Genomic DNA, 18,971 nt, shown 5'->3' with positions numbered 1-18,971 from the left:
ATGCCGCGTCCCGCAAAGGGTGCCCGTCTGGGCGGCAGCGCTGCGCACGAGAAGCACCTCCTCGCGAACCTCGCGAAGTCGCTCTTCGAGCACGGCCGCATCACCACCACCGAGGCCAAGGCCCGCCGCCTGCGTCCCTACGCCGAGCGTCTGGTCACCAAGGCCAAGAAGGGCGACATCCACAACCGTCGCCTGGTGCTGCAGACGATCACGGACAAGAGCATCGTGCACACGCTGTTCACCGAGATCGCCCCGCGCTACGAGAACCGCCCCGGTGGTTACACGCGCATCACCAAGATCGGCAACCGTCGTGGCGACAACGCCCCGATGGCGGTCATCGAGCTGGTCGAGGCCCTGACGGTCGCCCAGCAGGCCACCGGTGAGGCCGAGGCCGCCACCAAGCGTGCGGTCAAGGAGGCGGAGGCCGCCGAGGCTCCCGCCGCCGAGGAGACCAAGGAGGCCTGATCCCCTCCGGGATCACGCCGAACGGCTCTGAACGGGCCCGCCCCCTTCCGGGGCGGGCCCGTTTCGCATTCGTACGAAAGACGCAGCTGAGAGGATCGGTCACGTGAGTGACGAGGTGGAGCCCGGGCACGTCCGGGTGCGGCTGGACCTGAGCTACGACGGCAAGGACTTCTCCGGCTGGGCGAAGCAGCGCGTGCTGCGGACCGTGCAGGGCGAGCTGGAGTCCGCCCTGCAGACCGTGATGCGGCTGTCCGAGCCGGTCGAGCTGACCGTCGCCGGGCGGACCGACGCCGGTGTGCACGCCCGCGGGCAGGTCGCGCAGTTCGACCTGGCCGAAGAGGTGTGGGCCGAGCACCACGACAAGCTGCTGCGCCGCCTCGCCGGACGGCTGCCGCACGACGTACGGGTCTGGAAGGTCGCGGAGGCCCCCCAGGGCTTCAACGCGCGCTTCTCGGCCATCTGGCGGCGCTACGCGTACCGCGTGGGCGACCACCAGGGCGGGGTCGACCCGCTGCGCCGCGGGCACGTGCTGTGGCACCAGTGGCCGCTCGACGTGGACGCCATGAACGAGGCCTCCGCCCCGCTGCTCGGCGAGCACGACTTCGCCGCGTACTGCAAGAAGCGCGAGGGCGCCACGACCATCCGTACGCTCCAGCAGCTCAGCTGGGAGCGCGCCGAGGACGGGATCGTCACCGCGACCGTCCGGGCCGACGCCTTCTGCCACAACATGGTCCGCTCGCTGGTGGGCGCGCTGCTGCACGTCGGGGACGGCCACCGGCCCACCGACTGGCCGGGCAAGGTACTGGCCGCGGCCGTACGGGACTCCTCCGTGCACGTGGTCAAGCCGCACGGGCTGACGCTGGAGGAGGTCGGCTACCCGGCCGACGAGCTGCTGGCCGCGCGCAGCAAGGAAGCGCGCAACCTGCGGACCCTGCCGGGCACGGGCTGCTGTTAATCGGTTTGGGCGGATCGGGGCCCGGCCTGGACAATGCGCGGCATGGGACATCTCGAAGCCAGCCACCTGGAGTACTACCTTCCCGACGGGCGGGTCCTGCTCCCCGACGTCTCCTTCCGGGTCGGGGAGGGGTCGGTGGCGGCTCTGGTGGGGGCCAACGGCGCCGGCAAGACCACCCTGCTCAAGCTGATCTCAGGGGAGCACCAGCCGCACGGCGGCGGAGTCACCATCAGCGGCGGGCTCGGCGTGATGTCGCAGTTCGTGGGATCCGTACGGGACGAGACGACCGTCCGGGACCTGCTGGTGTCCGTGTCGCAGCCGCGGATCCGGGAGGCGGCCAAGGCCGTGGACCGGGCCGAGGAGCTGATCCTCACCGTCGACGACGAGGCCGCGCAGATGGCGTACGCGCAGGCGCTCAGCGACTGGGCCGACGTGCAGGGCTACGAGGCGGAGACCCTGTGGGACGTCTGCACCATGGCCGCGCTGGCCATCCCGTACGACTCCGCGCAGTTCCGCGAGGTGCGCACGCTGTCGGGCGGTGAGCAGAAGCGGCTCGTGCTGGAGGCGCTGCTGCGCGGGCCCGACGAGGTGCTGCTGCTCGACGAGCCGGACAACTACCTCGACGTCCCGGGCAAGCGCTGGCTGGAGGAGCAGCTGAAGGCCACCCGCAAGACGGTGCTCTTCGTCAGCCACGACCGGGAACTGCTCACCCAGGCCGCGGAGAAGATCATCAGCCTGGAGGCGAGCCCGACGGGCAGCGACGTGTGGGTGCACGGCTCGGGCTTCGCGACCTACCACGAGGCCCGCAAGGAGCGCTTCGCGCGCTTCGAGGAGCTCAAGCGGCGCTGGGACGAGGAGCACGCCCGTCTGAGGGCCCTGGTGCTGCGGCTGCGCAACCAGGCCGCCTCCAGCCCCGACATGGCCTCGCGCTACCGGGCGATGCAGACCCGCTTCCAGAAGTTCGAGGAGGCCGGCCCGCCGCCGGAGCCGCCGCGCGAGCAGGACATCAAGATGCGGCTCAAGGGCGGCCGGACCGGCGTGCGGGCGCTGACGGTGGAGAACCTGGAGCTCACCGGGCTGATGAAGCCGTTCTCCCTGGAGGTCTTCTACGGGGAGCGGGTCGCGGTGCTCGGCTCGAACGGCTCGGGCAAGTCGCACTTCCTGCGGCTGCTGGCGGGCGAGGACGTCAAGCACACGGGCGCCTGGAAGCTGGGCGCACGGGTGGTTCCCGGCCACTTCGCACAGACGCACGCGCACCCGGAGCTGTTCGGCCGCACCCTCGTCGACATCCTGTGGACGGAGGCGGCCAAGCCTCTGGGCCAGGCGATGGGGGCCCTGCGCCGCTACGAGCTGGAGCGCCAGGGCGAGCAGCCCTTCGAGAAGCTCTCGGGCGGCCAGCAGGCACGTTTCCAGATCCTGCTGCTGGAGCTGGCGGGCACGACGGCGCTGCTGCTGGACGAGCCGACGGACAACCTGGACCTGGAGTCGGCGGAGGCGCTCCAGGACGGCCTGGAGTCCTACGACGGCACGGTGCTGTGCGTCACGCACGACCGCTGGTTCGCGCGCACATTTGACCGTTACCTGGTCTTCGGTTCGGACGGTGTTGTGCGGGAGACTCAGGAGCCCGTGTGGGACGAACGTAGGGTCGACCGGAAGCGCTAGGGGGAGACAACCCCCTCGGCAGAGGCGAGGGAGAGGCGTTGTGGGCCTGCGGCCTAGCATCTGGCTCATGAAGTGGGACAGCCCGGACACGGGCAACCGACTGACCGACTGGCTGCTGCGGCCCGCCTCACGGTCATGGCGGGTGCTGTCCCTCGCGGTCCTCCTCGGCATCGCCGTCTCCACGAGCCTGCGGGCGAACTGGGGCTCGGACAACGCCTTCGTGGTGAAGGCGGCCGAGACCCTGCTGGCGGGCGGGTCCCCGTACGAGGACAAGCGGTTCCTCTACCTCCCCAGCGCCGTGATCATGGCGGTGCCGGAGGCGCTGCTGCCGCAGACGGTGCTGCGCTGGGTGCTGCCGCTCGGGATGACCGGGCTGCTGGCGACGGGCTGGTGGGCGGCGCTGAGGCTGTTCTCGGTGCCGCTGCGCTCGCGCTTCGCGGTCGGCGGTTTCGCGCTGTTCGCGATCGCCTACAAGCCGTACGTGAACCTCGTGCTGATCGGCAACTGGACGGCGATCTCGGCGGCGGCCCTGCCGGTGGCGCTGCTGCTGGCCCACCGCAGGTCGTGGGGGGCGGCCGGGCTGGTGATCGGGCTGGCGATCGCCTGCAAGCCGATGCTGGTGCCGATCGGGCTGCTCTTCCTGTTCGCCCGGCAGTGGCGGGGGCTGGCGGTGGCCGTGCTGGTGCCGCTGGGCGTGTCGCTGGCGGGCGCGCTGATGATGCCGAGCCCGTCGCTGTTCTTCACCAAGACGCTGCCCTTCCTGCTCCAGGGGCAGGACGCGTACGCGCTGCCGTGGGACGCGTCGCCGATCGCGGTGCTGCCGCGGCTGGGGGTGCCGGCGGGGGTGGCGGTGGCGGTGGCCTTCGCGGGGGCCGCGACCGGTCTGTGGGCGGCCTGGACGCGGTGGCGGCGCGCCGACCGCGACGACTTCGACGGCGGGCAGATGAGGCTGGTGGAGACGGCCTCGATGGTGATGCTCGCCGCATTCCTGGTGTCGCGGCCGTCCTTCGACCACTACCTGCTGGTGGTCCTTCCGATGCTGCTGGTCTCCGCGGTGCGGCCGGGCTCGATGCCGCGTTCCCCCTGGTTCTGGGCGGCCCTGGGGCCCCAGGTGGCGGGCATCCCGTGGCCTTCGGAGCTGGAGGCCAAGCGGCGGGCGTTCAAGGACTGCTTCACGCTGTGCGGGCTCGCGATTCTGCTGGCGCGTCGTGCGCTGCGCTCCGGTCGGGTTACTCTTGAGCCCGTAACAACTGCGGGGTCCCCACCCAGGACCGAACCGGAGTGCGCCGCGACGCCAGCAGAATCGGCATCGCGGACCGCGTTTTGACCCGTACGGGTCTGCTTGGGTATCCTGCTGGTTTGTTATGCGTATTGGCTTTCTCATTCTCACGTGAAAGGGCCTTGCGCCGGTCCACCGGACCGATGACCAGCAGTTCGCACGGGTTGCGTCCCCGTTGCGATCGAGGGCTGTCGTGATCGTCCGTGGTGACCCTGTCAGGACCCCGTCCCTTTGGGCTCACGCCCTGGGGATGACCCACCACTGAAGAAGCGAAGGCATACGCGTGCGTACGTTCAGCCCCAAGCCCGGCGACATCTCGCGCCAGTGGCTCGTCATCGACGCCCAGGACGTTGTCCTCGGCCGTCTGGCGACCCAGGCCGCTGCCCTCCTGCGCGGCAAGCACAAGCCGACTTACGCCCCCCACATGGACATGGGCGACTTCGTCATCATCGTCAACGCCGACAAGGTTCACCTGTCCGGCAACAAGGCGTCGCAGAAGATGGCCTACCGCCACTCCGGCTACCCGGGCGGTCTCCGCTCCGTGCGCTACGACGACCTCCTGGCGAACAACCCGGAGAAGGCCGTCGAGAAGGCCATCAAGGGCATGCTCCCCAAGAACACCCTGGGCCGTCAGATGCTCTCGAAGCTGAAGGTCTACTCGGGCGACCAGCACCCCCACGCTGCCCAGCAGCCGGTGCCGTTCGAGATCACCCAGGTCGCGCAGTAGTTCCGGCCACCCCCTAAGACGTAGAAAATTCTGAGGAGCATCGTGGCCGAGACCACCGCCGAGACGACCCCCGTCGACGAGTTCGAGGGCAACGTCGAGGAGTACACCAGCGAGTCCGAGGCCGTAGTCGAGGGCGACTACACCTCCGAGTCCCTTGCCGGCCGCTTCGGCGACCCCCAGCCGGCCGCCGGCCTGGGCCGTCGCAAGAACGCCATCGCCCGCGTCCGGATCGTTCCGGGCACCGGCAAGTGGAAGATCAACGGTCGCACCCTTGAGGACTACTTCCCCAACAAGGTGCACCAGCAGGAAGTCAACGAGCCGTTCAAGCTCCTTGAGCTGGACAACCGCTACGACATCATCGCCCGCATCGCGGGTGGCGGCGTCTCCGGCCAGGCCGGCGCCCTGCGCCTCGGCGTGGCCCGTGCGCTGAACGAGGCGGACGTCGAGAACAACCGCCCGGCGCTGAAGAAGGCCGGCTTCCTTTCCCGCGACGACCGTGCGGTCGAGCGCAAGAAGGCCGGTCTCAAGAAGGCCCGTAAGGCTCCGCAGTACAGCAAGCGTTAATCTGCGCCTGCTGTTCTGCAACGAAACCGCCCCGGCAGCACTCTCTGTGCTGCCGGGGCGGTTCGTTTACCGCCACAAGCGGCAAACACCTGTCACAAGCGGTTACAAGCTGTTACAAGCCAAGCGGAAACTCGGGAGGACAACAGTGGGACGACTCTTCGGGACGGACGGTGTACGCGGCGTCGCCAACGCGGATCTGACGGCTGAGCTCGCGCTCGGTCTCTCCGTCGCGGCAGCCCATGTACTGGCCGAGGCGGGCACCTTCGCGGGACACCGGGCAACCGCCGTGGTGGGCCGTGATCCCCGGGCCTCCGGCGAGTTCCTCGAGGCCGCGGTCGTCGCGGGCCTCGCCAGCGCGGGCGTGGACGTCCTGCGCGTCGGTGTGCTGCCCACCCCGGCGGTGGCGTATCTCACCGGTGCGCTGGGCGCCGACCTCGGCGTGATGCTCTCCGCCAGCCACAACGCCATGCCCGACAACGGCATCAAGTTCTTCGCGCGCGGCGGCCACAAGCTCGCCGACGAGCTGGAGGACCGGATCGAGTCGGTCTACGAGGAGCACCGCACCGGCGCTCCCTGGGACCGGCCCACCGGATCGGGCGTCGGCCGGGTCTCCGACTACACCGAGGGCTTCGAGAAGTACGTCTCCCACCTCATCGGTGTCCTGCCCAACCGCCTCGACGGCCTGAAGATCGTCCTGGACGAGGCGCACGGCGCGGCCGCGTACGTCTCGCCGGAGGCCTTCACCCGGGCCGGCGCGGAGATCATCACGATCGGCGCCGAGCCGGACGGCCTCAACATCAACGACGGCTGCGGCTCCACCCACCTCGGTCTCCTCAAGGCGGCCGTGATCGAGCACGGCGCCGACTTCGGCATCGCGCACGACGGGGACGCCGACCGCTGCCTGGCCGTGGACGGCACCGGCGCCGAGGTCGACGGCGACCAGATCCTCGCCGTCCTGGCGCTCGCCATGCGCGAGGCCGGGCAGCTGCGCGAGAACACCGTGGTCGGCACCGTGATGTCCAACCTGGGCTTCAAGCTGGCCATGGAGGGCGAGGGCATCCAGGTCGTGCAGACCGGGGTCGGCGACCGCTACGTGCTGGAGTCGATGAAGGAGCACGGCTACGCGCTGGGCGGCGAGCAGTCCGGCCACGTGATCATCCTCGACCACGCGACGACCGGTGACGGCACGCTGACCGGCCTGCTGCTCGCGGCGAGGGTCGCGGCCACCGGCACCTCCCTCGCGGAGCTCGCCGGCGTCATGCGGCGGCTGCCGCAGGTGCTGATCAACGTCCCCGACGTGGACAAGTCCCGGGTCACGACCTCCGCCGAGCTGGCGGCGGCCGTCGCCGACGCCGAGCGCGAGCTGGGCACCACCGGACGGGTGCTGCTCCGTCCGTCCGGTACCGAGCCCCTCGTACGGGTGATGGTCGAGGCCGCCGACATCGAGCAGGCCCGCGCGGTCGCCGGGCGGCTCGCGGACGTGGTGAAGTCGGCTCTCGGCTGAGACCGGCACTGATCAGTGGCCGGGGGCTTCGCCCTTGGCCCGGCGGACCCAGCGATCCTGCTGGGTCCGCCACAGTGCTTTCTGCCCGTACAGGGTCACGATGCCCGCCAGCATGATCCCGCCGAGGTTCAGCAGCAGCTGCTCCGCCGAACCCCACATCTGGGCGAACTCCCCGTAGCTGAGGGCCACCGCGGCGTTCGCGGCGGCCGGGACGGTGGTCACCGAGATCGCCACGCCGACCAGCGCCCCGGACTTCGCGGAGGTCAGCGAGAGCACCCCGGCCATGCCCGCCAGCAGCGAGACCACGAAGGAGAACGGGTCCGGCTGCCAGATGAAGCCGGTGTTCGGACGGGGCCGGTCGAGCATGTCCGGTGTGAACTGGCCGATCGCGTCCATGCCGAGGCTGAAGACGGTCGTGGCGACCATCGCCGCGGCGAAGCCGATCAGCAGCGCGCCCAGGGACCGCAGGGCGAGCCTGCGCTCCCGCTGCACGACCCCTACGCACACCCCCGCGAGCGGTCCGAACTCCGGGCCGACCGCCATCGCGCCCACGATCAGGATCGCGTTGTCGAGCACCACGCCACAGGCCGCGATCATGGTCGCGAGGATCATGAACGCGCTGTAGGTGATGGTGAGCGTGGACTCCTCGTGGGTGGCCTCGGTCAGCTGCTCCCACAGCACGGCGTCGGCCGCCTCGCCCGGAGCCTCCTCCTCGGCTTCCTCGGCCCGCCTGGACAGGGACAGGTCGATGTTCTCGACGGCGATCGAGCCGTCCTTGTCGATGCCCAGCTCCTGGAGCTCCTGGAGCAGCTCGTCACCAGCCTCCCGGGCCACGTCGCACAGGACGAGGTCGCCGGGAGGCACGCGGGCGGCGTCCTTCAGTACGACCAGATGGGTGGTGCCGACCGTCTTCTCGACGATCGCCACCACCGCCTCCGTCCGGTCGGGCGGGGTGATCATCCGCAGGTGCAGCATGCCCGCACCCTAGCCCTAGAGCTTGCGGAGGCTCAGCTTCTGCACCTTGTGGTCCGGGCCCTTGCGGACGACGAGGGTGGCCCGGCCGCGGGTGGGCGCCACGTTCTCCAGCAGGTTGGGCTTGTTGATGGTCCGCCACATGGTCTGCGCGTACTCCAGGGCCTCCTCCTCGGAGACCTGCGTGTACTTGCGGAAGTAGGAGAAAGGATTCTGGAACGCCGTCTCGCGCAGCTTCCGGAACCGGTTGAGGTACCAGCGCTCGATGTCCTCGGGGCGCGCGTCCACGTACACGCTGAAGTCGAAGTAGTCGGCCAGACCCACCCGGGTGCGGCCGTCCTTGCCGGGGAGGGCCGGCTGGAGGACGTTGAGGCCCTCCACGATGAGGATGTCCGGGCGGCGTACGACGAGCTCCTCGCCCGGGACGATGTCGTAGATCAGGTGCGAGTAGACCGGGGCCCGCACCTCGTCCTTGCCCGCCTTGATGTCGGCGACGAAGCGGGTGAGCGCGCGGCGGTCGTAGGACTCCGGGAAACCCTTGCGCGAGGTGAGCCCGCGCCGCTGGAGCTCCTTCATCGGGTAGAGGAAACCGTCGGTGGTGACCAGCTCCACGCGCGGGTGCTCGGGCCAGCGGGCGAGCAGCGCCTGGAGCAGCCGGGCCACGGTGGACTTGCCGACGGCCACGGAACCGGCGACCCCTATGACGAAGGGGGTGCCCTGCTGCGCGCCGTGGCCGTTGCCCGCGTCGCCGAGGAAGGTGTTCAGGGTGCCGCGGAGGTTGCTGGTGGCACCGACGTACAGGTTGAGCAGGCGGGAGAGCGGGAGGTAGACGTCGCGGACCTCGTCGAGGTCGATGACGTCCCCGAGGCCGCGCAGCCGCTCCACCTCGTCGGCGGTGAGCGGCAGCGGCGTGCGCTCGCGCAGGGCGCTCCACTCGGCGCGGGTGAGGTCGACGTACGGGGAGGCGTCGGGGGCCCGGCGGTGGGCCGGGCGCCCGGAGGGCCCGTCCGGACCGGGGCGCTCCGTTGCGCTGTCCGGCGTGCTGCTTCGTGGCGGCGAAGTGATCACACCGCCATTGTCGGGGCTCGGCGGCGGTTGTGGGTGGTGTGGTCGGTCACGTGTGCAGGGGGTGGCGCGCGGGGACGAGGGGCCGGCGGGCCGCCGGGGGGCGTGGGGCGCCGGGGTTGTAGGGGCGCCGGTCTCGATTGGGGGCAGCGCGGATCTCGCCCCGGTCACGATCGTCGCCGACCGCGAAAAATGTCGATCAGGCGATCGATCCGACCCGTACATTGTGGATCACCGCAGCTCTGGAGCACTTCTTTCGGGCTGCCCTGACCGTTTTCTGTGCGCTTCCTGTGCACTTCCTGGGGGAGATCCTTCGTGCGTTCCGCTCTTGTCCGCCGTTCCGTCCTGACCGCCTCCGCGGTGTCCCTGACCCTGCTGGCCACCGCCTGCGGCGCCGACAAGGCCGAGGACAAGAAGGCGGACGCCAAGCCGTCCGCCCCCGCGACCTCGGCGGCGCCCGCCGCCAAGGCGAAGACGGACGCCGAGCTCGGCGGTCTGATCGTCACCAAGGCCGACCTGGCCTCCTACGAGTTCTCCGCGGTCCCGGAGGCCGAGGTGAAGGCCGGCGCCGCCGCCTCCAGCGACAAGGCCGAGTGCCTGCCCGTGGTCAAGACGCAGGGCTCCGCCCCGGTCGGCACCGCGGCCGGTGTCGCGCGCACCAAGGCCATCGCCGTCCCCAAGACGGACGAGAACGCCACCCCCGACGAGAAGGCCGCGGCCGGTCTGAAGATGCTGGCCGGCACCCGCACCGCCGTCACCCTGGCCTCGTACGAGGGCAAGGGTGCCGAGGAGGCCTTCGCGGCCGTCAAGACCGCTGCCACGGCCTGCGCGGCCGGCTTCACCATCACCATGGAGGGTGAGAGCACCAAGATCGGCAAGGTGACGTCCGGTACCGCTACGGGTGGCGACGAGGCCCTCACCGTCGCGCTGACGGCTGATGTCGAGGGCGTCCAGGTGACGACCGAGACCGTCGTCGTGCGCAAGGGCAACACCGTCGCGACGCACACCGCGTCGAGCTTCTCGGGCGCCGCGGACAAGCCGCAGGCCATCGTGGACGCGCAGGTGAAGAAGCTCGGCTGAGTCCGGTCGGACTGACTGTCAACCCCGCTCCGGCGCATTCGCCGGGGCGGGGTTTCGTCTTGTTCAGGTACCCGGAGGACGGCCGACTACGGCGTACCCTGCCGCCTATGTGCGGAATTGTGGGTTACGTGGGAGCGCAGTCGGCGCTCGATGTGGTCATCGCCGGACTCAAGCGGTTGGAGTACCGCGGCTACGACTCGGCGGGCGTCGCCGTCCTCGCCGACGGGGACCTCGTCGCCGTGAAGAAGGCCGGCAAGCTGGTCAACCTGGAGAAGGAACTCGTCGGACGGCCGCTGCCGGCCGGCTCCACGGGCCTCGGGCACACCCGGTGGGCGACCCACGGCGGGCCCACCGACGTCAACGCCCACCCCCACCTGGACAACTCCGGCCGGGTGGCCGTCGTCCACAACGGCATCATCGAGAACTTCGCCGCGCTGCGCGCCGAACTCGCCGAGCGCGGCCACCGGCTGGAGTCCGAGACCGACACCGAGGTCGTGGCCCATCTGCTGGCCGAGCACTTCACCGTCGCCGGTGACCTCGCGGAGGCCATGCGGCAGGTGTGCCGGCTGCTGCAGGGCGCCTTCACGCTGGTCGCGGTGCACGCCGACGAGCCGGACGTGGTGGTCGGCGCCCGCCGGAACTCGCCCCTGGTGGTGGGCGTCGGAGAGGGTGAGAACTTCCTCGCCTCGGACGTGGCCGCCTTCATCGCCCACACCCGGTCCGCGATCGAGCTGGGGCAGGACCAGGTCGTCGAGCTCCGCCGCGAAGGGGTCTCGGTGACCAACTTCGACGGTTCGGCCGCGACCGTGCGGGCGTACCACGTGGACTGGGACGCCTCGGCGGCCGAGAAGGGGGGGTACGACTACTTCATGCTCAAGGAGATCGCGGAGCAGCCGAAGGCTGTCGCCGACACCCTCCTGGGCAGGATCGACGCGAACGGCTCGCTGACCCTGGACGAGGTGCGCATCCCCGACTCGGTGCTCAGGGAGGTCGACAAGGTCGTCATCGTGGCCTGCGGTACGGCCTACCACGCGGGCATGATCGCGAAGCTGGCCATCGAGCACTGGACCCGCATCCCGTGCGAGACGGAGCTGGCGAGCGAGTTCCGCTACCGCGACCCGATCCTGGACCAGCGGACGCTGGTGGTCGCGATCTCCCAGTCCGGCGAGACCATGGACACCCTGATGGCGCTCCGGCACGCGCGCGAGCAGGGGGCCAAGGTGCTGGCCATCTGCAATACGAACGGTTCCACGATCCCCCGGGAATCCGACGCCGTGCTCTACACGCACGCCGGACCCGAGGTGGCCGTCGCCTCGACCAAGGCGTTCCTGACGCAGCTGGTGGCCTGCTACCTGGTCGCCCTCTACCTCGGACAGGTCCGGGGCACCAAGTGGGGCGACGAGATCGAGGCGGTGATCCGGGAGCTGTCGGACATCGCGGCGGCCGTGGACACCGTCCTGGAGACCATGGAGCCGGTACGGGCGCTCGCGCGGTCCCTGGCCGACAAGGACACCGTGCTGTTCCTGGGCCGGCACGTCGGCTACCCGGTGGCCCTGGAGGGCGCGCTCAAGCTCAAGGAACTGGCGTACATGCACGCCGAGGGCTTCGCGGCGGGCGAGCTCAAGCACGGCCCGATCGCGCTGATCGAGGAGGACCTGCCGGTCGTGGTGGTCGTACCGTCGCCGCGCGGCCGGTCGGTGCTCCACGACAAGATCGTGTCGAACATCCAGGAGATCCGGGCGCGCGGGGCGCGCACCATCGTGATCGCGGAGGAGGGCGACGAGGCGGTCGTCCCGTACGCCGACCACCTGATCCGCATCCCGGCGACGCCGACGCTGCTCCAGCCGCTGGTGGCGACGGTGCCGTTGCAGGTGTTCGCGTGCGAGCTGGCGACGGCGCGGGGCAACGAGGTGGACCAGCCGCGTAACCTCGCCAAGTCCGTGACGGTGGAGTGAGTGAGTAGGGCTGGTTCATTGTGATCATCGGCGTGGGGATCGACGTCGCGGAGATCGAGCGGTTCGGCGCGGCGCTGGAGCGCACGCCGAACCTGGCACAACGGCTCTTCGTCGAGGCGGAGTTGATGCTTCCGAGCGGCGAGCGGCGCGGAACCGCCTCGCTCGCCGCGCGGTTCGCCGCCAAGGAGGCGCTCGCCAAGGCGCTCGGCGCGCCCGCCGGGTTGCTGTGGACCGACGCCGAGGTCTACGTCGAACCCTCCGGACAGCCGCGGCTGCGGGTGTCCGGCACGATCGAGGCCCGGGCGCTGGCCCTGGGCGTGAAGTCCTGGCACATCTCGCTCAGCCACGACGCCGGTGTCGCCTCCGCCGTGGTGATCGCCGAGGGATGACTCCCGCCGTGGGGCAGGCTGTTCCCATGCGTACTGCTTACAGCGTGGAGACCGTACGGGCCGCCGAGCGGGAGCTGATGGCCCGGCTGCCCGAAGGCGCCCTGATGCAGCGGGCGGCGGCCGGGCTGGCCGCCGTCTGCGCCGGGCTGCTGACCCGGCGCCGGGGCCGGGTGTACGGGGCGCGGGTCGCCCTGCTGGTCGGGCCCGGGGACAACGGCGGGGACGCGCTGTACGCCGGAGCGCGCCTCGCCCGGCGCGGAGCCGGGGTCACGGCGGTGCCGATGGATCCGGAGCGCTTGCACGCGGGCGGGCTGGCCGCGCTCAGGGCCGCCGGCGGGCGGCTGGCGCAGGCGGTCCCGGACCGGCCGGACCTGGTGGTGGACGGGCTGCTCGGGATCGGCGGCCGGGGCGGACTGCGGCCGGCCGCCGCGGCCCTGGCGGGGCAGATCCCGCGGGGGGTGCCCGTCGTCGCCGTGGACCTGCCGAGCGGCATCGACGCCGACACCGGGGAAGTGGCGGGGCCCGCCGTGACCGCCGACGTGACGGTGACCTTCGGGGCTTACAAGCCCGGGCTCCTCATCGACCCCGGCGCCTCGGCGGCGGGCGCGGTGCACCTGGTGGACATCGGGCTGGAGCTTCCGGCGCCGGAGGCGGAGGCCCTCCAGCACGCCGACGTGGCGCGGCTGCTGCCGGCGCCGACCGCGTCGAGCGACAAGTACCGGCGGGGCGTGGTCGGCATCCTCGCCGGTTCCGCGCAGTACCCGGGCGCGGCGGTACTGGCCGTGGCCGGGGCCCTGCGGGGCGGCGCGGGCGCGGTGCGGTACGCGGGCCCGGCGGCCGAGGCCGTGCTCGCCCGGTACCCCGAGACGCTGATCGGGCGGGGCCGGGTACAGGCCTGGGTGGCCGGACCGGGGCTGGGGGAGGGGCGCGCCGGGGAGGTCGCGGAGCTGCTGGCCCAGGACGTGCCGGTGCTGGTCGACGCGGACGGGCTGCGCGGGCTGGACGCCGGGCTGCTGCGGGCCCGTACGGCCCCGACCCTGCTGACCCCGCACGCGGGGGAGGCGGCGGCGCTGCTGGGGGTGCCGCGGGAGTCGGTGGAGGCGGGCCGGCTGGCCGCGGCGCGTGCGCTGGCCGAGCGGTACGGGGCGGCGGTGCTGCTGAAGGGCTCGACGACGCTGGTCGCCTCCGGCCGGGCCGCCTCCGGCCGGGCCGCCTCCGGCGGGGGTCGGCCGGTGAGGGTGAACCCGACCGGGACGTCCTGGCTGGCCACCGCCGGGAGTGGGGACGTGCTGTCCGGGCTGGCCGGGTCCCTGCTGGCGGCGGGGCTGTCCGGGGCGGATGCGGGGGCGGTGGCGGCGTACCTGCACGGGCTGGCGGGTCGGCTCGTCGCCGGTGCTGGCGCGCCGGTGCTGGCGCATGAGGTCGCCGAAGCCCTTCCTGCGGCCTGGCGCGACGTCCGTACCCCCTGACGGGCTCGGGCTGGGCCCGTGCCCCTGGGGCTCCGCCCCGGGCCCCACACCCCGCACCCCGGTAAGCACGGCCCAGCCGAGGCCGCGCCCGCCGAGCCCCCCGCAGGGGAAGCGGCGGCCTCGCCCCACACCCCGCACCCCGGTAGGCACGGCGCAGCCGAGGCCGTACCCGCCGAGCCCCCGCAGGGGCTACCGCACCCGCCAAGCCGCCCCGCAGGGGAAGCGGCCGAGCCCGCCGCAGGGGAGACCGTCTGAGAGACTGTGGGCGATGAACGAGACACCCACGCGCGTGTACGCCGAGATCGATCTTGACGCCGTACGGGAGAACGTGCGCGCACTGCGCGAGCGGGCGCCCCGGGCCGCACTGATGGCCGTGGTCAAGGCGAACGCCTACGGGCACGGGGCCGTGGCCTGCGCCAAGGCAGCCCAGGAGGCCGGGGCCGCCTGGCTCGGGACCGCCACGCCCGAAGAGGCGCTCGCGCTGCGCGCCGCCGGGGTCGAGGGCCGGATCATGTGCTGGCTGTGGAACCCCGGCGGGCCCTGGCGGGAAGCCGTCGAGGCCGATATCGATGTCTCGGTCAGCGGGATGTGGGCCCTGGACGAGGTACGGGAAGCAGCGCGCACCGCGGGCCGTACCGCGCGCATCCAGCTCAAGGCCGACACCGGACTGGGCCGCAACGGCTGTCAGCCCGCCGACTGGGCGGACCTCGTAGGGGCGGCCGTCGCCGCCCAGGCCGAGGGCACCGTCCACGTCACCGGCGTCTGGTCGCACTTCGCCTGCGCCGACGAGCCCGGCCACCCGTCGATCCAGCTCCAGCTCGCCGCCTTCCGCGACATGCTCGCGTACGCCGAGAAGGAGGGAGTCGACCCCGAGGTCCGGCACATCGCCAACTCGCCCGCGACGCTCACCCTCCCCGAGTCCCACTTCGACCTGGTCCGCTGCGGCCTGGCGGTCTACGGGGTGTCGCCCGCCCCCGAACTCGGCACCCCGGCCCAGCTGGGCCTGCGCCCCGCGATGACCCTCAAGGCCTCCCTCGCGCTGGTCAAGAACGTCCCCGCCGGGCACGGCGTGAGCTACGGACACCACTACGTCACCGAGACCGGGACGAACCTCGCGCTCGTCCCCGCCGGGTACGCCGACGGCATCCCGCGGCACGCCTCGGGCCGCGGGCCCGTCCTCGTCGCCGGCAAGATCCGCCACGTCGCGGGACGCGTCGCCATGGACCAGTTCGTGGTCGACTTGGGAGAAGACCTCGCCCAGGTCGGGGACGAAGCCGTGATCTTCGGGGACGCCGAGCGCGGCGAACCCACCGCCGAGGACTGGGCCGAGGCGTCGGGCACGATCGGGTATGAGATCGTCACCCGTATCGGAGGGCGCGTGCCCCGGGTGTACCTGGGCCGCTGAGGCGGAGTGAGGGCGGCGGCGTGAGCGAGAACTGGCGCAAGGCCGGCTGGGCCGGCGCCGCCATCGGCGTGCTGGCGGCGGGCGCCGCGGCCGGTGTCGCGGTCGAGCGGATCACCGTGGGGCGCGGCATGCGCAGGGAGGCGCGCCTGGCGCTCGACGCGGCCGGGGACTACGGCTCCCTGCGCGGCACCGAGGGGATCTGCCGGGCCGAGGACGCCACCGAGATCTACTACGAGGTCGACGAGCTGCCCGGCGACGGCGTGGCCAAGCGGCGCCTGAGGCGCAAGTCCGCGCCCCCCGCCACCGTCGTCTTCTGCCACGGCTACTGCCTCGGCCAGGACTCCTGGCACTTCCAGCGGGCCGCCCTGCGCACAGTGGTCCGTTCCGTGTACTGGGACCAGCGCAGCCACGGCCGCAGCGCGCGCGGCATCGCCCAGGCGGACGGGCAACCGGTCACCATCGAGCAGCTCGGCCGCGATCTGAAGGCCGTCATCGACGCCGCCGCGCCCGAGGGCCCGCTGATCCTTGTGGGTCACTCGATGGGCGGTATGACCATCATGGGACTCGCCGAGCAGTTCCCCGACCTCGTGCGCGAGCGCGTCGTCGGCGTGGCTCTGGTCGGCACGTCCAGCGGCAGCCTCGGCGAGGTGACGTACGGGCTCCCGTCCGTCGGCGTGGGCGCCGTACGCAGGATCCTGCCGGGCGTGCTCAAGGCCCTCGGCTCGCAGGTCGAACTGGTCGAGAGGGGGCGCAGGGCCACTGCCGACCTCTTCGCCGGCATGATCAAGATGTACTCGTTCGGCTCCCGGGACGTGGACCCGGCCATCGCCCGCTTCGCGGAACGGCTCATCGAGGCCACCCCGATCGACGTGGTCGCCGAGTTCTACCCGGCCTTCCAGGCCCACGACAAGACCGTGGCGCTCCAGCGGTTCGCGGACATCCCCGTCACCGTCATCGCCGGGGCCCGCGACATGATCACTCCGCTCGCGCACAGCGAGGCCATCAAGGAGGCGCTGCCGAGCGCCGAACTGGCCGTCCTGGAGACCGCCGGGCACCTGATGATGCTGGAACAGCCCGAGACCGTGACCGGGCTGCTGACCGACTTGCTGGCGCGCACCGGGGCGGTGCCCGCAGCGACTAACGTTGGCGGACATGGAAGAAGTACCGCTGGAAGCGCAGCGCAGCCCGGCACCGGCGCCTGAGACCGGGTTCCCCGCCGAGACCGTCGTCACCATCAGCTCCCCCGACGCGATGCGGGAGCTGGGCCGCAGGATCGCAGGCCTGCTGCGCCCCGGCGACCTCGTGCTGCTGACCGGGGAGCTGGGCGCGGGCAAGACCACGCTGACCCGCGGCCTGGGCGAGGGCCTGGGCGTGCGCGGGGCCGTGACCTCGCCGACCTTCGTGATCGCCCGCGTGCACCCTTCGCTGGGTGACGGGCCGCCCCTGGTGCACGTGGACGCGTACCGCCTGGGCGGCGGGCTCGACGAGATGGAGGACCTGGACCTCGACGTCTCGCTGCCCGAGTCCGTGGTCGTCGTGGAATGGGGCGACGGCAAGGTGGAGGAGCTCTCCGACGACCGGCTGCACGTGGTGATCGCGCGGGCGGTCGGCCACGAGGAGGTGCTGGACGACGTACGGCAGGTCTCGCTGCGCGGTGTCGGGGCCCGCTGGTCGGCGGGAGCGGGGCTCGAAGCCCTGGCCGGGGCCCTCACGGAGTAAACGTACCGACAACAGGTCGGCAAGATATTGCGCTATTGGCAGCGCACGTGGTGACATGGTACCGAGCGTTTCTTAGGTATGCCTAAGTTCGGCGTCCCCGGGTCCAGGAGGCACCATGTCGGCACCAGCAGGAGCACAGCGCGACCCCCGGCCGTCCGCCGTGTCGATGCGGGCGCTGCTCGCCGCGGGCCTGGCCGCCACCGCCGTCTCCACGCCGCCCGCGCGCCACGACGCAGAGGCCGACGGGGCTCCTCGGGCTGCCGGGGTCATCGGGTCGGCCGGGGCCGGCGGGGGCGTGGAACAGGCCGCTCCGGAGTCCGAAGCGGCCTGAGCCGTACCGCGTACGGGTGAAGCGGGAGCCGTCAGGGACGGCGCCACCCCCGAGCCGTCAGAGGGCGAGGGCGGCCTGCGGGAGCCGTCAGGGGACGACGACGACCTTCGCGCTGATCGTCGCGAACGCCCACATCGCGTCACCGTCCGCGCGCGACATGCGGATGCCGCCGGTCTTCCTGTTCGGGTCCGGCTCCGGCGTCGCACCGTCCACCCGGGCGCTGAAGCCCACCACCACGCCGTCCGGACTGGCGAACCGTACGACGTGCTCGATCGGCACCCCGTCCGATCCGGTGACCGCGCCCGAGCGCGAGGTGACCGAGTAGCTGCCCGGCTTCGGGTGCACCGTGCTCGGCACCACCGTGAAGGACTTCGGCTCCTGCCCGGCCGCTCCCACCAGCCACACGCGCTTCTGGCCCACGGAGTACACGACGCGCTCCCCGGTGCCCGAATCGGCCGGCACGGGCACCGGCTTGGCCGGGTCCTGCTTGACGGGCGCCTGGCTGCCGGCGGGGGCCGGGGCCTGCTCGGCCGCCTTCGGGGGAGGCGTGGGAGCCGTCGCCGAGGCCTGGTAGCCGAGGAAGCCCACGACGGCGATTGCCGCGGCGGTGAGCCCGGCCACGATTCCCGAGCTGCTGCGTGCCACCTTGCTCCACCCTCCGCGCCGACCGCTTGACTTGTCCACCTCGATCGAAAGGTAGCAGCCGGGGTGCCCGGTGCCCGGCCGCAAGGCCCCCGCTGCCGGGAGTCGTAGGCTGTTCGCGTGCTCCTGCTCGCTGTAGATACCGCCACGCCCGCCGTCACCGTCGCCCTGCACGACGGCGAGTCCGTCCTCGCCGAGTCGAACCAGGTCGACGCCCGCCGCCACGGGGAGCTGCTGCTGCCCTCCGTAGACAAGGTGCTCGCCGAGGCCGGGCTCAAGCTCGACGCCCTCACCGGCATCGTCGTAGGAGTCGGCCCCGGCCCCTACACCGGGCTGCGCGTCGGCCTCGTCACCGCCTCCACCTTCGCCGCCGTGCTCGGCGTGCCCGTGCACGGCCTGTGCACCCTGGACGGCCTCGCCTACGCGGCGGGGACCGCCGGGATCGAGGGCCCCTTCACCGTGGCCACCGACGCCCGGCGCAAGGAGGTGTACTGGGCCCGGTACGAGGACCCGCGCACCCGCGTCGGAGAGCCCGCCGTGGACCGCCCGGCCGACATCGCCGAGCAGGTCGCGGGGCTGCCCGCGGTGGGCCAGGGAGCGCTCCTGTACCCGGAGGTGTTCCGGGACGCGCGGGGCCCCGAGCACCAGTCGGCCGCCGCCCTGGCCGCGCTGGCCGCGGAGCGGCTCGCCGCCGGGGCGGAGTTCTTGCCCCCCGTCCCGCTCTACCTGCGCCGGCCCGACGCGCAGGTGCCCAAGAACTACAAGGTGGTCACCCCACAGTGACCGCG

19 protein-coding genes are annotated in these 18,971 nt (G+C 72.1%); 16 read left to right on the top strand and 3 right to left on the bottom strand.

Annotation, left to right across the window (positions count from 1 at the left end; translation table 11 throughout):
* The 7 genes from rplQ to glmM all read left to right on the top strand — a co-directional run bounded on the left by rplQ (position 1) and on the right by glmM (position 7,156).
* Entirely contained in the window at positions 1–465 is a 465-nt protein-coding gene (gene rplQ, locus AB0D94_RS23325) for a 50S ribosomal protein L17 (protein WP_250751467.1), read from the top strand.
* 103 nt (positions 466–568) lie between these two features.
* The gene (truA, locus tag AB0D94_RS23320; RefSeq protein ID WP_362055112.1) at positions 569–1,420 is read left to right on the top strand and encodes a tRNA pseudouridine(38-40) synthase TruA; all 852 of its coding nucleotides are present in this window, start codon (positions 569–571) and stop codon (positions 1,418–1,420) included.
* A 33-nt stretch (positions 1,421–1,453) separates the two neighbouring features.
* On the top strand, positions 1,454–3,082 hold the full coding sequence (locus AB0D94_RS23315) for an ATP-binding cassette domain-containing protein (RefSeq protein ID WP_362055110.1): 1,629 nt from the start codon (positions 1,454–1,456) through the stop codon (positions 3,080–3,082).
* A gap of 67 nt (positions 3,083–3,149) precedes the next feature.
* Positions 3,150–4,409: a glycosyltransferase family 87 protein gene (locus AB0D94_RS23310; RefSeq protein ID WP_362055108.1), complete on the top strand. Its 1,260-nt coding sequence runs from the start codon at positions 3,150–3,152 to the stop codon at positions 4,407–4,409.
* Positions 4,410–4,644: 235 nt separating this feature from the next.
* The gene (gene rplM / locus AB0D94_RS23305) at positions 4,645–5,088 is read left to right on the top strand and encodes a 50S ribosomal protein L13 (RefSeq protein ID WP_008739660.1); all 444 of its coding nucleotides are present in this window, start codon (positions 4,645–4,647) and stop codon (positions 5,086–5,088) included.
* Between the two features lie 42 nt (positions 5,089–5,130).
* The gene (gene rpsI / locus AB0D94_RS23300) at positions 5,131–5,652 is read left to right on the top strand and encodes a 30S ribosomal protein S9 (RefSeq protein ID WP_362055105.1); all 522 of its coding nucleotides are present in this window, start codon (positions 5,131–5,133) and stop codon (positions 5,650–5,652) included.
* Between the two features lie 145 nt (positions 5,653–5,797).
* On the top strand, positions 5,798–7,156 hold the full coding sequence (gene glmM, locus AB0D94_RS23295; protein WP_362055103.1) for a phosphoglucosamine mutase: 1,359 nt from the start codon (positions 5,798–5,800) through the stop codon (positions 7,154–7,156).
* 12 nt (positions 7,157–7,168) lie between these two features.
* Here the strand turns inward: glmM and AB0D94_RS23290 are convergent, their stop codons facing one another.
* Together AB0D94_RS23290 and coaA are read right to left on the bottom strand one after the other, a co-directional pair.
* Positions 7,169–8,131, bottom strand: a complete 963-nt coding sequence (locus tag AB0D94_RS23290; protein WP_362055101.1) for a TIGR00341 family protein — start codon at positions 8,129–8,131, stop codon at positions 7,169–7,171.
* Between the two features lie 15 nt (positions 8,132–8,146).
* Positions 8,147–9,196, bottom strand: a complete 1,050-nt coding sequence (coaA, locus tag AB0D94_RS23285) for a type I pantothenate kinase (RefSeq protein WP_362055099.1) — start codon at positions 9,194–9,196, stop codon at positions 8,147–8,149.
* Positions 9,197–9,508: 312 nt separating this feature from the next.
* Here coaA and AB0D94_RS23280 point away from each other — a divergent pair, with 312 nt between their 5' ends.
* From AB0D94_RS23280 to AB0D94_RS23245, 8 genes are all read left to right on the top strand, one after another.
* Positions 9,509–10,273 carry a hypothetical protein gene (locus AB0D94_RS23280; protein ID WP_362055097.1) on the top strand — a complete coding sequence of 255 codons (765 nt, stop codon included), beginning with the start codon at positions 9,509–9,511 and terminating at the stop codon, positions 10,271–10,273.
* Positions 10,274–10,380: 107 nt separating this feature from the next.
* Positions 10,381–12,228, top strand: coding sequence for a glutamine--fructose-6-phosphate transaminase (isomerizing) (gene glmS, locus AB0D94_RS23275; protein ID WP_362055095.1), 1,848 nt, complete (start codon positions 10,381–10,383; stop codon positions 12,226–12,228).
* Between the two features lie 17 nt (positions 12,229–12,245).
* Positions 12,246–12,617, top strand: a complete 372-nt coding sequence (locus AB0D94_RS23270) for a holo-ACP synthase (RefSeq protein ID WP_362055181.1) — start codon at positions 12,246–12,248, stop codon at positions 12,615–12,617.
* 26 nt (positions 12,618–12,643) lie between these two features.
* Positions 12,644–14,086, top strand: coding sequence for an NAD(P)H-hydrate dehydratase (locus tag AB0D94_RS23265; RefSeq protein WP_362055093.1), 1,443 nt, complete (start codon positions 12,644–12,646; stop codon positions 14,084–14,086).
* A gap of 268 nt (positions 14,087–14,354) precedes the next feature.
* Entirely contained in the window at positions 14,355–15,491 is a 1,137-nt protein-coding gene (alr, locus tag AB0D94_RS23260; RefSeq protein WP_362055091.1) for an alanine racemase, read from the top strand.
* Positions 15,492–15,511: 20 nt separating this feature from the next.
* Positions 15,512–16,693 (top strand): alpha/beta hydrolase, encoded by a 1,182-nt coding sequence (locus tag AB0D94_RS23255; RefSeq protein WP_362055089.1) that lies wholly within the window; start codon positions 15,512–15,514, stop codon positions 16,691–16,693.
* Positions 16,644–17,210 (top strand): tRNA (adenosine(37)-N6)-threonylcarbamoyltransferase complex ATPase subunit type 1 TsaE, encoded by a 567-nt coding sequence (tsaE, locus tag AB0D94_RS23250; RefSeq protein ID WP_362055087.1) that lies wholly within the window; start codon positions 16,644–16,646, stop codon positions 17,208–17,210. Before AB0D94_RS23255 ends, tsaE begins: the two co-directional genes overlap by 50 nt.
* Positions 17,211–17,325: 115 nt before the next feature.
* Positions 17,326–17,541 carry a hypothetical protein gene (locus AB0D94_RS23245; RefSeq protein ID WP_362055085.1) on the top strand — a complete coding sequence of 72 codons (216 nt, stop codon included), beginning with the start codon at positions 17,326–17,328 and terminating at the stop codon, positions 17,539–17,541.
* 87 nt (positions 17,542–17,628) lie between these two features.
* Here the strand turns inward: AB0D94_RS23245 and AB0D94_RS23240 are convergent, their stop codons facing one another.
* Positions 17,629–18,186 carry a hypothetical protein gene (locus AB0D94_RS23240; protein WP_362055083.1) on the bottom strand — a complete coding sequence of 186 codons (558 nt, stop codon included), beginning with the start codon at positions 18,184–18,186 and terminating at the stop codon, positions 17,629–17,631.
* 117 nt (positions 18,187–18,303) lie between these two features.
* Between AB0D94_RS23240 and tsaB the strand changes: the two genes are divergently transcribed.
* Positions 18,304–18,966 carry a tRNA (adenosine(37)-N6)-threonylcarbamoyltransferase complex dimerization subunit type 1 TsaB gene (gene tsaB, locus AB0D94_RS23235; protein ID WP_362055081.1) on the top strand — a complete coding sequence of 221 codons (663 nt, stop codon included), beginning with the start codon at positions 18,304–18,306 and terminating at the stop codon, positions 18,964–18,966.
* Positions 18,967–18,971 lie beyond the last annotated feature (5 nt).

Source organism: Streptomyces sp. NPDC048255 (assembly GCF_040652415.1).
GTDB lineage: Bacteria > Actinomycetota > Actinomycetes > Streptomycetales > Streptomycetaceae > Streptomyces.
Note: the sequence above shows the minus strand (reverse complement) of the source record. Positions and strands in the feature narration are given on the sequence as shown.